The sequence below is a fragment of the Aerococcus agrisoli genome (genome assembly GCF_003797145.1).
GTDB classification, from domain to species: Bacteria; Bacillota; Bacilli; order Lactobacillales; family Aerococcaceae; genus Aerococcus; species Aerococcus agrisoli.
Genome location: NZ_RKMG01000011.1, coordinates 43043 through 58150 on the forward strand (window position 1 = coordinate 43043; position 15108 = coordinate 58150).

Sequence of the window (15108 nt, forward strand, 5' to 3'; positions counted from 1 at the left end):
AGGGAAATGATTTCGTGAAGAATTTGCAATAAATATTTGCATAATAATTCCATACCCTTAAATACACTTGCAATTATCGCGACTGTGGTAGAAGATAAGTTTTACAAATACAGAGATGAGCATCAACATTAGCAACTGATCAAGATGCAAGAGGAGGCAAAACAGAATGACTAGTATGGAGAAAGTAAACGCCTTTCGTGATGCGCGCAATTGGCGCCAATTTCATAATGAAAAAGATTTAGCGCTTTCGATTTCTTTGGAGGCATCTGAATTACTAGAAATCTTCCAATGGAAAACCGCTGAAGAAGGTAAACAAAATATAGACGCTATTAAAGACGAATTAGCCGATGTGTTAATTTATTCCTATATGTTGGCGGATAATCTAGATTTAGATATTGATGAAATTATTGAACGCAAACTCATCAAAAACAATGAAAAATATCCAGTAGAAAAAAGTAGAGACAATAAAGAAAAATATACTGAATTATAATCATTTGCATATGGGTGGAATAAAATCATAGATTTCCGTTCTTATTGTGTACATGCCTTAAAAGTCGTGGCACCGTCAGGATGTGAGAAAAAGCGTTTAACCCTCAACCAGTGGAAGATTTGCGCCTTTGATGAAGTTAGTCATCGCCAGCTAATCTGAAGTGGGCAGAGGGTTGCTTTTTCGAACTCGACTAGAGAGTCAAGGTCTCGATTTCATGCTTTTCCATGGCTAAGGACGTACACCTATAGGTCCTATAATCTTTCAGGAGATTATCAATATAAATATGAATACTTGATTTCAGAGAGGGGCTTGTCCAACCCTCTTTTTTTTATGGGCATGCCTAAAACATTTAAATTAGAAAAAGATGAAAATTTCATGAAAATACAATTGACTTGCCAGGATGACACGAGTAAAATTTTGCATAACCAACAAAAATTGACCAGTCACACAGATTTTCAAAAGAAAGTAGGGATTTTTATGGCAGAAACAAGCATTCAAACAAGTACACTTTACGATTTATGGGCAAGTGACCTAGAAGCCAACTATGAAGAAACAGTAGCAGTTCGACGCTACCTTCACCAACATCCCGAGCCATCTTTTGAAGAAAAAGAAACCGCAGCGTACATTGTCGACAAATTGAAATCATTTGGTATCACGGATATCAGACAAAACGTTGGGAATGGCTACGGTATCGTCGCTAAAATCAAAGGCGGACATCCCGGACCAACGATTGCTTTCCGTGCCGACTTCGATGCCTTACGTATCAAAGAGGAAAATAATATTTCTTACAAATCAGAAAATGACGGTGTGATGCATGCATGTGGCCACGATACGCATACAGCTACCTTGCTAAGTGTGGCAGAAATCCTTGCGCAATCAGCAGCTGACTTACATGGTAATATTGTACTTATCCATCAACACGCGGAAGAAGTGTTGCCTGGTGGCGCTAAGAGTATGGTTGAAGACGGAGCTATTGACGATGTAGACTTTGTCTTTGGGCAACATGTGCAATCACAATTACAAGCAGAAAAAATTGGTTATGCACCAGGGTATGCTATGGCGGCGGCAGATTTCTTCAACATCCAAATCCAAGGTAAGGGGGGCCATGGTGCCCATCCACAAGATACCGTCGATTCAGTAATCATTGCAACGAAAATTGTTGATGCCTTACAAACCTTGGTCAGCCGTGCCATTAACCCATTACATCCAGCGGTAGTGACAGTATCAACTGTTCAAGCCGGGGGTGAAGCCAACAATATCATTGCCGACTCAGCTATGATTCGCGGTACAGTAAGAACTTATCATGAAGAAGCCCGTGGTATCATTGAAGATGAATTAACTATCTTAGCTGAAGGTGTTGCCGCTATGTATCACGGAACAAGTGAAGTGACATATATTCGTGGGTATGACGCTGTATACAATCATCCAGCGGAAACAGACCGTTTCGTGAGTGTAATGAAAGAGAAATTTGGTGAAGATGAAGTAATCCAACTCGAACCAAGTATGGGTGGCGAGGACTTTGGTTACTTTACCAGTGTTCGCCCAGGAACTTTCTTCAATGTCGGCGGCTTTAATCCAGAATATGACGCAACCTTCCCCCATCACCATCCACGCTTTAATGTCGACGAAAAAGCCATGCTTGTAGCCGGAAAAGTCTTCTTAGCAATCGCTGAAGACTACTTAATTCCTAAAGACTAAACAGAAAAATGAAGGCCAGCATATAATTGTGTTGGCTTTTTACTTTCTTAGCGAATTTTTATGCAAAAATAAGAGGTTTTCCTTTCTTTTCATGGCGGATTTTGAGATAATAAACCGCTGTAAACACCATTTTGCAATCAAACAGAAAAGCTCTTGTGGCTTTTTTTATTTTGACCGATTTATAAAAAGAAAAAACAAAAGGGAAAGGAACTTATTGTGGAACAAAAGAAGAATTTTTGGCAAGAATTGCCTCGTCCATATTTTATATTAGCACCGATGGAAGATGTTACTGACACCGTATTCCGTCATGTAATCCAAAAAGCCGCCAAACCAGATGTATACTTTACTGAATTTACCAACTCAGAAAGTTACGTACATCCAAAAGGGCGCGATTCATTAAATACACGTCTACAATTTACACCAGATGAAAAGCCAATCGTGGCACATATTTGGGGAGATAACCCAGCTCATTTTGCAGAAATGGCAAAGGGCATGAACGAAATGGGTTATGCCGGTCTTGATATCAACATGGGTTGTCCAGCACCCAACGTATTCAAACATGGTCGTGGTTCAGGTTTGATTTTACGTCCAGAAGTGGCCGTAGAATTGATTCAAGCTTCTAAAGAAGGCGGCTTACCAGTATCTGTCAAAACACGTTTAGGTCATCAAGACGTGAACGAATATAAAGAATGGTTAACTACGATCTTAAAACAAGATATCGCTAACCTTTCTATTCATCTACGTACTAAGACAGAAATGTCTAAAGCAGACGCACATTGGGAATTGATTCCAGAAATCAAAGCCCTACGTGATGAAATTGCACCAAACACACTATTAACTATCAACGGCGACATTCCAAACCGTCAAGTAGGTCAAGAATTAGTCGACAAATACGGCGTAGATGGTGTCATGATTGGCCGTGGCATTTTCCATAATCCATTTGCCTTTGAAGAAGAACAACGCGAACACTCACCAAAAGAATTACTAGACTTGTTTAGATACCACCTAGATTTATTCGACAAAAACGCCGCAGAAAATGGACGTCCCTACAAGCCATTACGTCGCTTCTTCAAAATCTATATCCGTTCATTCAAGGGTGCCAACGAATTACGTATCGGTTTGATGGAAACAGAATCAACAGACGAAGCACGCGCACTACTAGATGAATTCGAAGCAAAACACTTACATGAAGCTTAATTGAATATGAAGGAAAAAACCGCTATCCAGCGGTTTTTTTATACTTATATCAACAACTCCAACCTAAATTTGCTATAATAAAGGTAATTTACCTAACTTATGTTGTATACCAGCGTAAGTCAAGTTATGGAGGATTAAGTAATTATGGCAGAAGAAAATGCACAAAAGTTATATCAAGCCTTGTGGGCATCAGCAGATATCTTGCGTTCAAAGATGGATGCAAATGAATATAAATCATACTTGTTGGGACTCGTTTTCTACAAATATCTATCAGATACGATGTTAGTGTATTCAACTAAATTATTATCTAATGAATCAGAGAATTTAGAGGAAGCACAATCTATCTATTCAAAAGCCTATCAAGATGCTGAAATTCAAGAAGATTTAAAAGATGCTTTAAAGGATGATATGTCTTATGAAATTAAACCTGAATTAACTTTTCAGGCTTTAATTGAAGAAATTGACAATCATACCTTCCAAAGAGAACATTTGCAACAGGGTCTACGTGATATTGAACAGTCAGATAAAGTATTTGAAGACTTATTTGAAGATTTAGATTTAAATTCTAAAAAATTGGGATCCACACCTCAAAAACAAAATGAAACAATTTCTGCAGTAATGAAGGCATTAGCAGAGCTAAATCTAAATGAATATAATGGGGATGCGCTTGGGGATGCTTATGAGTATCTTATTGGCCAATTTGCCTCAGAATCTGGGAAGAAGGCGGGGGAATTCTACACCCCTAAAGAAGTTTCTCGCTTAATGACCAGAATTGTTATTGCTGGAAAAGAAGATAAAAAAGGATTCACTGTTTACGACCCAACTATGGGATCAGGTTCACTATTATTGAATGTGCCAAAATTTTCAAAAGAACCAACCTCGGTGCGGTATTTTGGTCAAGAATTAAATACCTCAACATATAACCTAGCACGAATGAATATGTTCTTGCATAAAGTGCCAGCAGAAAACCAAACATTGCGCAATGGGGATACTTTAGATGCTGACTGGCCACAAGATGAACCCACAAACTATGATGGTGTGTTGATGAATCCACCTTATTCAGCCAAATGGTCAGCAGAAAAGGGTTTCTTAGATGATCCACGATTTTCACGGTATGGTGTTTTGCCACCCAAATCTAAAGCTGACTTTGCCTTCCTATTACATGGTTATTATCATTTGAAAAATGATGGTGTGATGGCTATCGTATTGCCACACGGTGTATTATTCCGTGGTGCAGCTGAAGGGAAAATCAGAAAAGCATTGTTAGAAAACGGTGCAATTGATACAGTGATTGGCCTTCCAGCGAACATTTTTTTCAATACGTCCATTCCTACTACTGTCATCATTTTGAAGAAAGATAGAACTAGTAGAGATGTATTTTTTATAGATGCCTCAAATGATTTCAAGAAAGAAAAAAATCAAAATGTCATCACTGAAGAACAATTAGAAAAAATCATTGATGCTTATACAGAACGTAAAAATATTGATAAATATGCATACTTGGCTAGTTATGAAGAAATCGAAGAAAATGATTTTAATTTAAATATTCCTCGCTACGTGGACACGTTTGAAGATTTTGATCCCATTGATATCGTTGAAATAAGTAAAGAAATCAAAGACATCGATGCTCAAATTCAAGATGCTGAGGCACAACTATTAGTTATGTTGGATGACCTACAAGTGACTGATGATACAAAAGATATCATTGAAGCAACTAAGGTGGTGTTCGGACATGGCAGATAAGCAAGTGCCAGAGCTACGTTTCAAAGGCTTTACTGAGGATTGGGAACAGCGTAAGTTAGGTGAAATTTCTGAATCATATTCTGGAGGGACGCCAAGTGTTTCAAATCATTCATATTATGGTGGGAGTATTCCTTTCATACGTTCTGCTGAAATAAACTCAAAAAATACTGAACTCTATTTAACAGATGAAGGGTTAAATAATTCTTCAGCAAAGCTTGTGGAAGTGGGAGATATCCTGTATGCATTATATGGTGCTACTAGCGGGGAAGTCGGTATTTCTCAAATAAATGGAGCAATAAATCAAGCCATTTTAGCTATACAACCAAAATGTGAATATGATTCGAATTTCATAATGCAGTGGCTAAGAAGACAAAAAAATTCAATTATTAGTACGTATTTGCAAGGTGGTCAAGGTAATTTGTCAGGTGGAATTGTTAAGGACTTAACCTTATACGCTCCTACTGAATATGAAGAACAGAAAAAAATCGGTACATCCTTCAAACAGATTGACGACGCTATCGCTCTTCATCATCATAAATTAGAGTTATTAAAGCAAGCCAAACAAGGATTTTTACAGCAAATGTTTCCTAAAGAAGGTGAAAAAGTACCTGAATTAAGGTTCGCTAATTTTAGTAAAGAGTGGGAACAGCGTAAGTTAGATGACAATAAAGATGTCCGTGATGGTACCCATGACTCTCCTAAATATCATCAAGAAGGACATCCCTTAGTCACATCAAAAAATCTAAATGATTATGGTTTGGATATGAATGATGTTTCTCTTATTTCTGATGAAGATTTTGAAGCGATTAATAAGCGCTCTAAGGTAGATAACGGAGATATTTTGTTTGGAATGATAGGAACTATTGGAAACCCTGTTATTGTTGATAGAAGCGATTTTGCTATAAAAAATGTCGCTTTAATCAAAGAAGGTGGGAATATTCCAAATAGATTTCTTATTCAATTATTAAAGTCGCCAGTTTTTAAAAAATATATTCGCAGTGAAAATGCTGGGAATACTCAAAAATTTCTCGGATTGAGTAAAATAAGAGAATTTACTTTTTTTACCCCAACTATTGAGGAACAAAAACTAATTGGAACGTTCTTTAAACAACTCGACGACACTATCGCTCTTCATCAAGAAAAACTTATACACCTCGAATCTTTGAAAAAATCCTATTTACAAAAAATGTTTATCTAAAACTTAACTTTATATATAAAATTAACTTCCTAATAATTGTAGAGATGCATGCATCAAATATCATTGGGAGGTTTTTTATGGTACGAAAGAGTAGGTCAAATCAATTGTTTCATGAATATTTTGAGGAATGGATAGAGGTATATAAGGAAGGTGCGATACGAGAGGTTTCATTACAAAAATACTACATAACGCATAAACATTTGAAGAGATTGATTCCTGACTTAAAAATAATTGATCTAACAAGACGCGAGTATCAGCTGTTATTAAATCGATATGCACACACTCATGAAAAGCAAACTACTATGGATTTTCATCATCAAGTAAAGGGAGCGGTTTTAGATGCCGTTGACGAAGGATTAATTCCTGTAAATCCTACTAGAAAAATTATTATTAAGGGAATTAAACCTAGAGAGAAAAAACAAAAATTCTTGAATCAATTTGAAGTTCAATTACTGCTTAAAGAATTAAATTTAGAGCCACAACTAAATTGGGATTGGTTTCTATTATTAATTTGCAAGACAGGTATTCGCTATTCAGAAGCACTAGCAATTACACCAGATGATTTTGATTTCTCAAAGCAGATACTGACTATAAATAAAACATGGAACTATAAGAAAACCCACGGAGGATTTGAACCCACGAAGAATGTTTCCTCAAACAGAAAAATTCAATTAGATTGGCAAACCGCCATGCAGTTTTCACAACTTGTAAAGGAACTCGATAATGATTATCCAATATTTATTAAAGGAAGACCATTTAACTCGACAATTAATAATAGACTTAAGGTGATTTGCAGAAACTGTGATATACCTATGATAACGGTTCATAGTCTCAGACACACACATGCTTCATTGTTGTTATACGCAGGTGTATCAATTGCAACAGTTGCCAAGAGATTGGGCCATTCCAATATGAACATTACTCAAAAAACATATCTGCACATTATCAATGAATTAGAAAGTAAAGACAATGATAAAATTATGTCCTATTTAGCCAATTTAATATAATTAAAAACCCGAAATGATTTCAATTTAATCATTCCGGGTTTATTTTATATGAACATCTTTTGGAGGTATGCTTGTTTAAGTACCTCTAAATCCGTCAGTTTTTGTTGATAAAGGGTGATAGTGTCATCAATTTGTTTGAAGAATTGACCAATTGCTTGTTGTTCTTTACTAGATGGGCAACTAATTGGCATTTCTACAAAAATAGAATCTTTTATTGCAAATCTATCGGATCTAGCTCCAGAATCTCCATTTAATTTCATGAACTTATGCCAATTTGTTGAGTCAAAATATTTTTCCAAAAAATTTTTATTGATTTCTTTTGTGGTAAATACATAATAAAGTGGAGACATTATACCAGTTCTACCTAAATTATTACGTTTTATAGGTCCAACAGGTGCGTAATTTGAGATCCTTGGATTATAAACAAAATCATCAGGTTTAACTATATAATAGCTATCAATATTTTTTTTGTTTGATATTTCTTTATCAAAAAAATCGGTCTGAGAAATTATTCCAAATTCTGCAGAGTTTGTCAGGGTTTCAGTAAATTCTATTTCCTTATTTTTGTTTGTAACTTTCTCTGAAATTTCTTTTAACTTACGCTGTTCCCATGCTTCACTAAAGTTAGCGAACCTTAATTCGGGTACGTTTTCACCTTCTTTAGGAAACATTTGCTGTAAAAATCCTTGTTTTGCTTGCTTTAATAACTCTAATTTATGATGATGAAGGGTGATAGTGTCATCAATTTTTTTAAGAAATGTACCAATTTTTTCTTGTTCATCAATAGATGGAAAATTACCTTCATATTTTAAGATATTTGTGACACTAATTCCAAATACTTTCATTCCCGTCCCTGTTTTATATCCATATTTTCGAAATGTACTAGATTTAAATAAATAATATAAATATAGTCCATTAACAGTAATAGGTCTTAAAGCGATAGTATGTAACCCCGATACTAATTTAAATGTAGGTTCTTCATAGATTACAGCAGGAGTAGCAATACCTTGATAATCTTCTGAAGCATCAGCTAAAACAATATCTCCTTTTCGCAATAGTTCAAAATCACCTTCGTTAATGTCAGGTAAGAGACTATTATTTGTTACAATATCTGCAACTTTAGTATGGATATCTCCATAGTGAATATACTTGAAACCGGTGAATGTATCCGATTCTATTTCTCTTGACAAAGAATAGGATTTAACCCTCTTGGTCACATCGGCTAACTTACACAGTTCCCACCCGTTTTAACTTATATTACATAAAGGTACTTTGTCTGCTTTTTCTATTTGAAATATGCTATATTACAGATAAGTAAAATTATGTGATGGAGAGCGATTGTATGAGAAGTATGATTAGTGAGAAGGAAATGGAAGATTCTCTGATTAAACAATTGGAATTTGGAGAATCACAATGGAAGTATCGCAACGATTTGACGGATGAGGAAGCGTTATGGGCAAATTTTCGAAAAATTTTGCATACAAATAATAATGCGAAGTTATCTGAACATCCGCTAACTGATCTGGAGTTCGAGCAAGTGAAAAACCAACTGAAGTTCACTTCTTTTTATAATGCAGCAGTATGGTTACGTGGTGAAAATGGTGTAGCAAAGGTCATCGTTCAACGTGAAGATGCTAAGTTGGGTACGATTTTATTAGAAGTGTTTCGACGTGAAGATATTGCGGGGGGGACTTCTGTTTATGAGGTGATTAACCAATATCGAGTAGATCGAGTGGATGCGTTAGACCACGACCGACGTTTTGACGTTACCTTATTAATTAATGGTTTACCTATGATTCAAATTGAATTAAAAAATCGTTCTGAAGGATATATGGCTGCCTTTGAACAAATTAAAAAATATGAAGAAGAAGGAAAATATCGCGGTATTTTCTCTACTTTACAAATGTTTGTGGTAACAAATGGTGTAGATACTAAATATATTGCAGCGGCGGATGCCCAACATTTAAATAAAGAATTCCTTACTTCTTGGGTGGATACAAAGAATGATCGTGTAGATAATTACCTTGATTTTTCTAAAGCTGTTTTGTCAATTCCCCAAGCTCACAAGATGGTAACGGAGTTTTCAGTGTTAGACAGTGAAAAACATGCCATTATATTATTACGTCCATATCAAATTCATGCTATTCAAGCTGCGGAACGAGCGGTTGGTCAACAACAATCAGGTTATATTTGGCATACAACCGGTTCGGGTAAGACGTTGACTTCTTATAAAGTAGCACGCAACTTATTGCGTAAGAGTTCTAAATTGGACAAGACTATTTTTGTGGTAGACCGGAGGGATTTGGACCAACAAACCTCTACAGCCTTTCAATCATACGCAGAACATGATTTAATTGCGACTGACAAGACAGAAAATGTGAGCGATTTAGTTAAAAAATTATTATCAAATGAACGAACTTTAATTGTAACCACCATACAAAAATTGAATCATGTGATGAAACGCTATGGTAACAAGGAAGATAATCGAAATGCAAAGAAACTTCGTGACTTAAACATCGGTTTTGTGGTTGATGAATGTCATCGAGCAGTATCACCTGAAAAACAACAAGAGATTATCCACTTTTTCCCTAAGTCGCTATGGTATGGATTTACGGGCACACCAATTTTTAAAGAAAATGCCCGTAATGAAAAGGGAGATTTGGCTCGGACAACTGAAGAACAATATGGACCTCGTTTACATGAATATACGGTTAAGGAAGCTATTCATGATAAGGCCGTTTTAGGTTTTCAGGTTGAGTATATGGATACAATTGACGAGGACTCACTTTCAGACTATTTGCATATGCAAGGAATTGATGAAGTTTCTCTAACAGATTTAAATAAGGAGAAATACATTCCTAAAGAAGCATATGAAGATGATGCCCACAAGTTACAAGTGATTGATAAAATCATCAATCATTCACGAAATAAATTTGGCTTAAATCGTGGTGCTGGGAAAACGTATAGTGCTATTTTGACAACAAAATCTATTCCTGATGCACAGCGGTATTATGAATTATTCCAAGCAGTCATCCGCGGTGAATCAAGTGTTAAAATTTCTGAAAAAGTGAAACGAAGCGTTTCTGATTTTCCAAAAGTGACAGTAACTTACTCGCTACAAGAAACTGAAGAAACGACGATTGAACGCCAAGATCAATTTAAACAAGTAATTGCGGACTATAACGAAACGTTTAACACGAATTTTGACTTAGGACAAATTCAAGCCTATAACAACGATGTTAACAACCGTCTTGCACGTAAAAAATCTTTATATGCTAGCCGGAGTGAACAAATAGATATTGTCATTGTTGTAGATCGACTATTAACCGGTTTTGACTCACCTGCAACAGCGATTTTGTTCATCGATCGACCACCTATGACACCGCAAGGTCTTATTCAAGCCTTCTCTCGTACTAACCGTATCTATGATAGAGAGAAACAGTATGGTCAAATTATGATATTTGAATATCCCAACCGCTTTAAAACAGCTGTTGAAGAGGCTTTTATACTTTATTCGAATGGTGGAGAAAATGCTATTCAAGCACCCACTTGGGCAGAAAGTTACGACCGATTTGTTGAAGCACATGAAAAGTTAGTATCTGTATCTTCAATACCTAGCGATATCAGTATGGATGATGACACTGAAAAATTACAGCTATTTGTAAAAAGTTATCAAGCCTTCGATAAGGCCTACAGTGCAATCAGTGTGTATTCAGACTATGATGAGGATGTCATCAATCAACAGTTCCATTTGGATCCTAAGTTAATTGAAGAATATCGTGGTAAGTATGAGAATGCTTTAAGGGAAATTAAGGTCCGTGTTGATCGTATTAGTCCTCTTATACCAATTGATTTTGATTATCAATTATCTGAAGTAGGTAAACAACAAATTGACTATGAGTATCTTGTCTTATTAATGCAATCAGTCTTGAAAGATAACAATATTAATCAAGATGCCAAACGCCTACATGATATTGAGGTCTACCTAGCTAAATTCAAGGATACAAATCCTAAACTCGGGGCTATTATTGATGAAGTATGGCGTGAATTATTGCATGGCCAAGAGGATGTCGAAGATTTGGATGTTGCTTACCGGATAAGAAAACGTGTAGATCAGCGTAAAAATAAAATTACTAATAATATAGCAGCTGAAAACTATTTCGATCTAAAAGATTTTAAATATGTAGTTGAAAACTATAATCCAGATAAAGAGGATGGTAATCAAATCGGGGAAAATGATTTGAAGGCTAGTATGGATAAAGATCGCTATATCGAAGATCACAAAGATGAGGGCATTAGCCGTTTGAACTTCTGGAAACGTGTAAAAGCCCAATACAGAGAAGAAATAGAAGAGGAAATTTTACCATTGGATCGTATAAACTAGGAAGAATTTATGGATACCATAAGCAAGGAAGAGTTTAAAAACAGATCTATCAAATATTGATAAAAGTTTCAAATAATATTTGGAGGTGACAAATGACTAGAGGGATAATTTATGTAATGAAAACTACTGTACCAGGATTGATAAAGATTGGAAAAACAGGGTTAGATAATTACGAGACGCGGATGTACTATTTAGAACGCAATGGTTACTTTAACGTAACTGCCTTAAAGAGAAAATTTGCGATAGAAGTGGAAGATTATGATGATAAAGAAAAGCTTATTGATGAAATATTCAGTAAGAGTAGAGTTTACAATAGTGAATTGTATGCATTAGATGTAGATTTGGTCGTACAATTACTATCATCATTTGAAGGTACACAAGTATATCCAAAAGAAAAATCTAAAGATACTATATTTGATGAAGCAACTCAGGAACGGGAAATCAATGCTGATAAAGGGCTTCTACCGGATGGGGAATATTACTATAGTAGACAGGTAAAACCTTTTGGAAAAACAAACGGTATAGCAGCCAAAGTAGAAGATGGCGTATTTAGGGTTCTTAAGGGAAGCATTTGTGCACCTACTCTGCCAGGGTTAGTTCCTGAAATTAGAAAAAATGCACCTATAGTAGATAATATTCTACAGGAGGATGTTATTTGTACATCCCCATCAGGTGCAGGCTGGATAGTCGCTGGTAGACCAAGTAGTGGGTGGATGGAATGGAAGACCAAAGACGGTAAGCCAATTGATATTTTTCGAAAAAATAACTTATAGAACTAATAAAATATTCGAATGATTCAAGTAAATAAATCAAAAAAGGCGGTAGATTCCAATTGGAATCTACCGCCTTTTGACTTGATATTAAACTAAAATCACATATTTTTCGGCTCTCTTACAAGTAGTGTTGGTGAATAATTCCAAACAATTTAATTTTCATCAATTCTATTTGTTATAAATCCTTATTTTGTTGAGGATATATTTATGGGAATTTAATCCTGAGAGAAGTAAATTTGATAATTTATGTTTATTTTTGTTTATTAATGTTGACATATGTTGTGTAAGCGCTATAATATAAGTAAATAAAAAATCTGGAGGAGGTTATATAGTGTCACACACAGATACGTCTTTAATTAATTTCGAAAATGTTTATATTTCTCAAGCTGAGACTAGTGAACAGGTACTGATTGAAATTGGTCAGCAGCTGGAACAGAAAGGCTTAGTAAAAGAAGCTTTCATCGATAATATTCTTGAAAGAGAGCGGAATTATCCAACGGGATTGGATTTACAAGTTGTGAACCCTAAATATGGGAATATTGCTGTACCACATACTGAGGGTGAATTTGTAAATACCACTCAAATAATTCCTGTGAAACTACTTCAACCTGTGTCATTTAACAATATGATTCAACCAAAAATGTCTTTAGAAGTATCTATATTATTTATGATTTTAAACAATGATCCCGAGGAACAATCGCAAATTTTAGCACAGATTATGGATTTTATTAATAACTTAGATGAAGATGAAGCAATTAAAATGTTTGAATCAACAACTAAAGAATTATTCTATCAAATAATTGAAGGTAAATTATAAGAAAAATTAAGGGGGAAAATATTATGACAAAGATTTTAGCGGCATGTGGTGCAGGTGTAAACTCAAGTCATCAAATTAAACATGCAATTGAAGAAGAAATGAAAAAACGTGGTTATAATGTTACTTGTGATGCTGTTATGATTAAAGATATTACCGAAGATATGTTGAAGAAGTATGATATTTTTGCTGAAATTGCTGAAACAGATTTCTCGTTCGATGTAACTATTCCAGTAGTGAATGCCGGACCAATTTTATATCGAATTCCAGCTATGGCAAAACCTGTATATGACGAAATTGAATCAATTATTAAGTAATTGAATAGGGGTAGGGGGAAAATATTATGGAGTTTATCATCAAATTGGCAAATACGGTTCTGCAACCGCTAATTGATATGGGAGCAGCGCCTTTGATGACTATCATCTTAACTTTGATTGCACTTCTATTTAGGGTAAAATTTTCAAAGGCTTTAGAGGGTGGAATTAAATTAGGTATCGCTTTAACCGGTGTAGGGGCCATAATGAATATCTTAACCGGTGCTTTTTCTAATGCGTTAGGAGAGTTCGTTGCAAATACTGGTTTAAATTTAAATGTAACCGATGTTGGTTGGGCGCCATTAGCAACCATTACTTGGGGTTCACCATATACGTTATACTTTATGTTCGTTATATTAATTATAAATGCTGTAATGTTAGTAATGAACAAAACTAACACGCTAGATGTAGATATTTTTGATGTATGGCATTTGTCAATTGTGGGATTATTCGCCATGTATATGGGGGCTAACCTAATTGTGACTACTTTATTAGTTGTCTTTATTGGTGTATTAAAAATTATTAACTCTGATTTAATGAAACCAACGTTTAATGATTTATTACATGCTCCAGATGATAATCCAATGACTACAACACATATGAACTATATGATGAATCCTATCATCATGCTATTAGATAAAGTGTACGATAAGTTATTCTCTTGGTTGGACAAATACGATTTTGATGCAGCGAAATTAAATAATAAAATCGGTTTCTGGGGATCTAAATTTGCTATAGGGATTTACCTAGGTATTTTTGTAGGGTTATTAGCAGGAATTAGTGTTAAGGAAATGATTACTTTAGGATTTACGGCTGGGGTATGTTTGGAATTGTTCTCAGTTATTGGTCAATGGTTTATCGCAGCGGTAGAACCATTATCTCAAGGGGTAACTGATTTTACAAGTAGCCGTTTTTCAGATAGAACATTTAATATTGGTCTTGACTGGCCGTTTATTGCTGGTCGTGCAGAAATGTGGGCAGTAGCCAATGTACTAGCACCAATCATGCTGTTAGAAGCTTTAATCTTGCCAAAAAATGGTATTCTACCATTAGGTGGGATTATTGCTATGGGGTTAACACCAGCGTTACTAGTTGTAACAAGAGGTAAAATTATTCGAATGATTGTTATTGGTACAGTTTTACTTCCAACATTCTTATATTCAGGAACACTAATTGCACCGTTTGTTACTGAAACAGCAAAAAAAGTAGGAGCTTTCCCAGCAGACATTGCATCTAATGCCTTAATTTCCCACTCAACATTAGAAGGGCCAATTGAAAAATTTCTTGCTTACTTTGTAGGTAGAGCTTCTCAAGGTGATTTAGAAATGATTCTTTACGCAGTAATTGCTTTGGCATTATATTTAGCATTATTCATTTGGTATGCTAAAGAAATGAAAAAACGTAATGCAGAATACGCTGCAAAAAAAGCTAAATAAAATAAATTACCTCAATTTACTATTACAGATAAAATGTAGAGGCCCCCAAAAGTT

12 protein-coding genes are annotated in these 15108 nt (G+C 35.2%); 11 read left to right on the forward strand and 1 reads right to left on the reverse strand.

Translation table 11 applies throughout. From position 1 onward, the window contains the following. Nucleotides 1-166 precede the first annotated feature (166 nt). The 6 genes from EF384_RS04765 (at nt 167) to EF384_RS04790 (ending at nt 7333) form a co-directional block, all read left to right on the forward strand. Entirely contained in the window at nt 167-490 is a 324-nt protein-coding gene (locus EF384_RS04765; protein WP_094518077.1) for a nucleotide pyrophosphohydrolase, read from the forward strand. A 477-nt stretch (nt 491-967) separates the two neighbouring features. Then, complete coding sequence (locus tag EF384_RS04770; RefSeq protein ID WP_123779843.1) at nt 968-2188, forward strand: M20 metallopeptidase family protein; 1221 nt, start codon at nt 968-970, stop codon at nt 2186-2188. A 276-nt stretch (nt 2189-2464) separates the two neighbouring features. After that, on the forward strand, nt 2465-3385 hold the full coding sequence (locus EF384_RS04775) for a tRNA dihydrouridine synthase (RefSeq protein ID WP_123779856.1): 921 nt from the start codon (nt 2465-2467) through the stop codon (nt 3383-3385). A gap of 144 nt (nt 3386-3529) precedes the next feature. Beyond that, nucleotides 3530-5128 carry a type I restriction-modification system subunit M gene (locus EF384_RS04780; protein ID WP_123779844.1) on the forward strand — a complete coding sequence of 533 codons (1599 nt, stop codon included), beginning with the start codon at nt 3530-3532 and terminating at the stop codon, nt 5126-5128. Next, nucleotides 5118-6326: a restriction endonuclease subunit S gene (locus tag EF384_RS04785; RefSeq protein WP_123779845.1), complete on the forward strand. Its 1209-nt coding sequence runs from the start codon at nt 5118-5120 to the stop codon at nt 6324-6326. Before EF384_RS04780 ends, EF384_RS04785 begins: the two co-directional genes overlap by 11 nt. Nucleotides 6327-6403: 77 nt before the next feature. Further along, nucleotides 6404-7333, forward strand: coding sequence for a site-specific integrase (locus tag EF384_RS04790; protein ID WP_123779846.1), 930 nt, complete (start codon nt 6404-6406; stop codon nt 7331-7333). A 44-nt stretch (nt 7334-7377) separates the two neighbouring features. Here the strand turns inward: EF384_RS04790 and EF384_RS04795 are convergent, their stop codons facing one another. Beyond that, complete coding sequence (locus EF384_RS04795; RefSeq protein WP_123779847.1) at nt 7378-8568, reverse strand: restriction endonuclease subunit S; 1191 nt, start codon at nt 8566-8568, stop codon at nt 7378-7380. 107 nt (nt 8569-8675) lie between these two features. Between EF384_RS04795 and EF384_RS04800 the strand changes: the two genes are divergently transcribed. The 5 genes from EF384_RS04800 (at nt 8676) to EF384_RS04820 (ending at nt 15054) form a co-directional block, all read left to right on the forward strand. Continuing rightward, the gene (locus tag EF384_RS04800; RefSeq protein WP_123779848.1) at nt 8676-11717 is read left to right on the forward strand and encodes a type I restriction endonuclease subunit R; all 3042 of its coding nucleotides are present in this window, start codon (nt 8676-8678) and stop codon (nt 11715-11717) included. A gap of 92 nt (nt 11718-11809) precedes the next feature. Beyond that, nucleotides 11810-12490, forward strand: a complete 681-nt coding sequence (locus EF384_RS04805; RefSeq protein WP_123779849.1) for a DUF4357 domain-containing protein — start codon at nt 11810-11812, stop codon at nt 12488-12490. Between the two features lie 331 nt (nt 12491-12821). Next, nucleotides 12822-13307 carry a PTS sugar transporter subunit IIA gene (locus tag EF384_RS04810; RefSeq protein WP_123779850.1) on the forward strand — a complete coding sequence of 162 codons (486 nt, stop codon included), beginning with the start codon at nt 12822-12824 and terminating at the stop codon, nt 13305-13307. Nucleotides 13308-13330: 23 nt separating this feature from the next. Then, nucleotides 13331-13621 (forward strand): PTS sugar transporter subunit IIB, encoded by a 291-nt coding sequence (locus EF384_RS04815; RefSeq protein ID WP_123779851.1) that lies wholly within the window; start codon nt 13331-13333, stop codon nt 13619-13621. A gap of 26 nt (nt 13622-13647) precedes the next feature. Beyond that, nucleotides 13648-15054 carry a PTS galactitol transporter subunit IIC gene (locus EF384_RS04820; RefSeq protein ID WP_123779852.1) on the forward strand — a complete coding sequence of 469 codons (1407 nt, stop codon included), beginning with the start codon at nt 13648-13650 and terminating at the stop codon, nt 15052-15054. Nucleotides 15055-15108 lie beyond the last annotated feature (54 nt).

What these genes read in the sequence shown, in the direction of transcription:
- EF384_RS04765 (WP_094518077.1), top strand. Translation starts at nt 167, where the DNA reads ATGACTAGTATGGAGAAAGTAAACGCCTTTCGTGATGCGCGCAATTGG.
- EF384_RS04770 (WP_123779843.1), top strand. Translation starts at nt 968, where the DNA reads ATGGCAGAAACAAGCATTCAAACAAGTACACTTTACGATTTATGGGCA.
- EF384_RS04775 (WP_123779856.1), top strand. Translation starts at nt 2,465, where the DNA reads ATGGAAGATGTTACTGACACCGTATTCCGTCATGTAATCCAAAAAGCC.
- EF384_RS04780 (WP_123779844.1), top strand. Translation starts at nt 3,530, where the DNA reads ATGGCAGAAGAAAATGCACAAAAGTTATATCAAGCCTTGTGGGCATCA.
- EF384_RS04785 (WP_123779845.1), top strand. Translation starts at nt 5,118, where the DNA reads ATGGCAGATAAGCAAGTGCCAGAGCTACGTTTCAAAGGCTTTACTGAG.
- EF384_RS04790 (WP_123779846.1), top strand. Translation starts at nt 6,404, where the DNA reads ATGGTACGAAAGAGTAGGTCAAATCAATTGTTTCATGAATATTTTGAG.
- EF384_RS04800 (WP_123779848.1), top strand. Translation starts at nt 8,676, where the DNA reads ATGAGAAGTATGATTAGTGAGAAGGAAATGGAAGATTCTCTGATTAAA.
- EF384_RS04805 (WP_123779849.1), top strand. Translation starts at nt 11,810, where the DNA reads ATGACTAGAGGGATAATTTATGTAATGAAAACTACTGTACCAGGATTG.
- EF384_RS04815 (WP_123779851.1), top strand. Translation starts at nt 13,331, where the DNA reads ATGACAAAGATTTTAGCGGCATGTGGTGCAGGTGTAAACTCAAGTCAT.
- EF384_RS04820 (WP_123779852.1), top strand. Translation starts at nt 13,648, where the DNA reads ATGGAGTTTATCATCAAATTGGCAAATACGGTTCTGCAACCGCTAATT.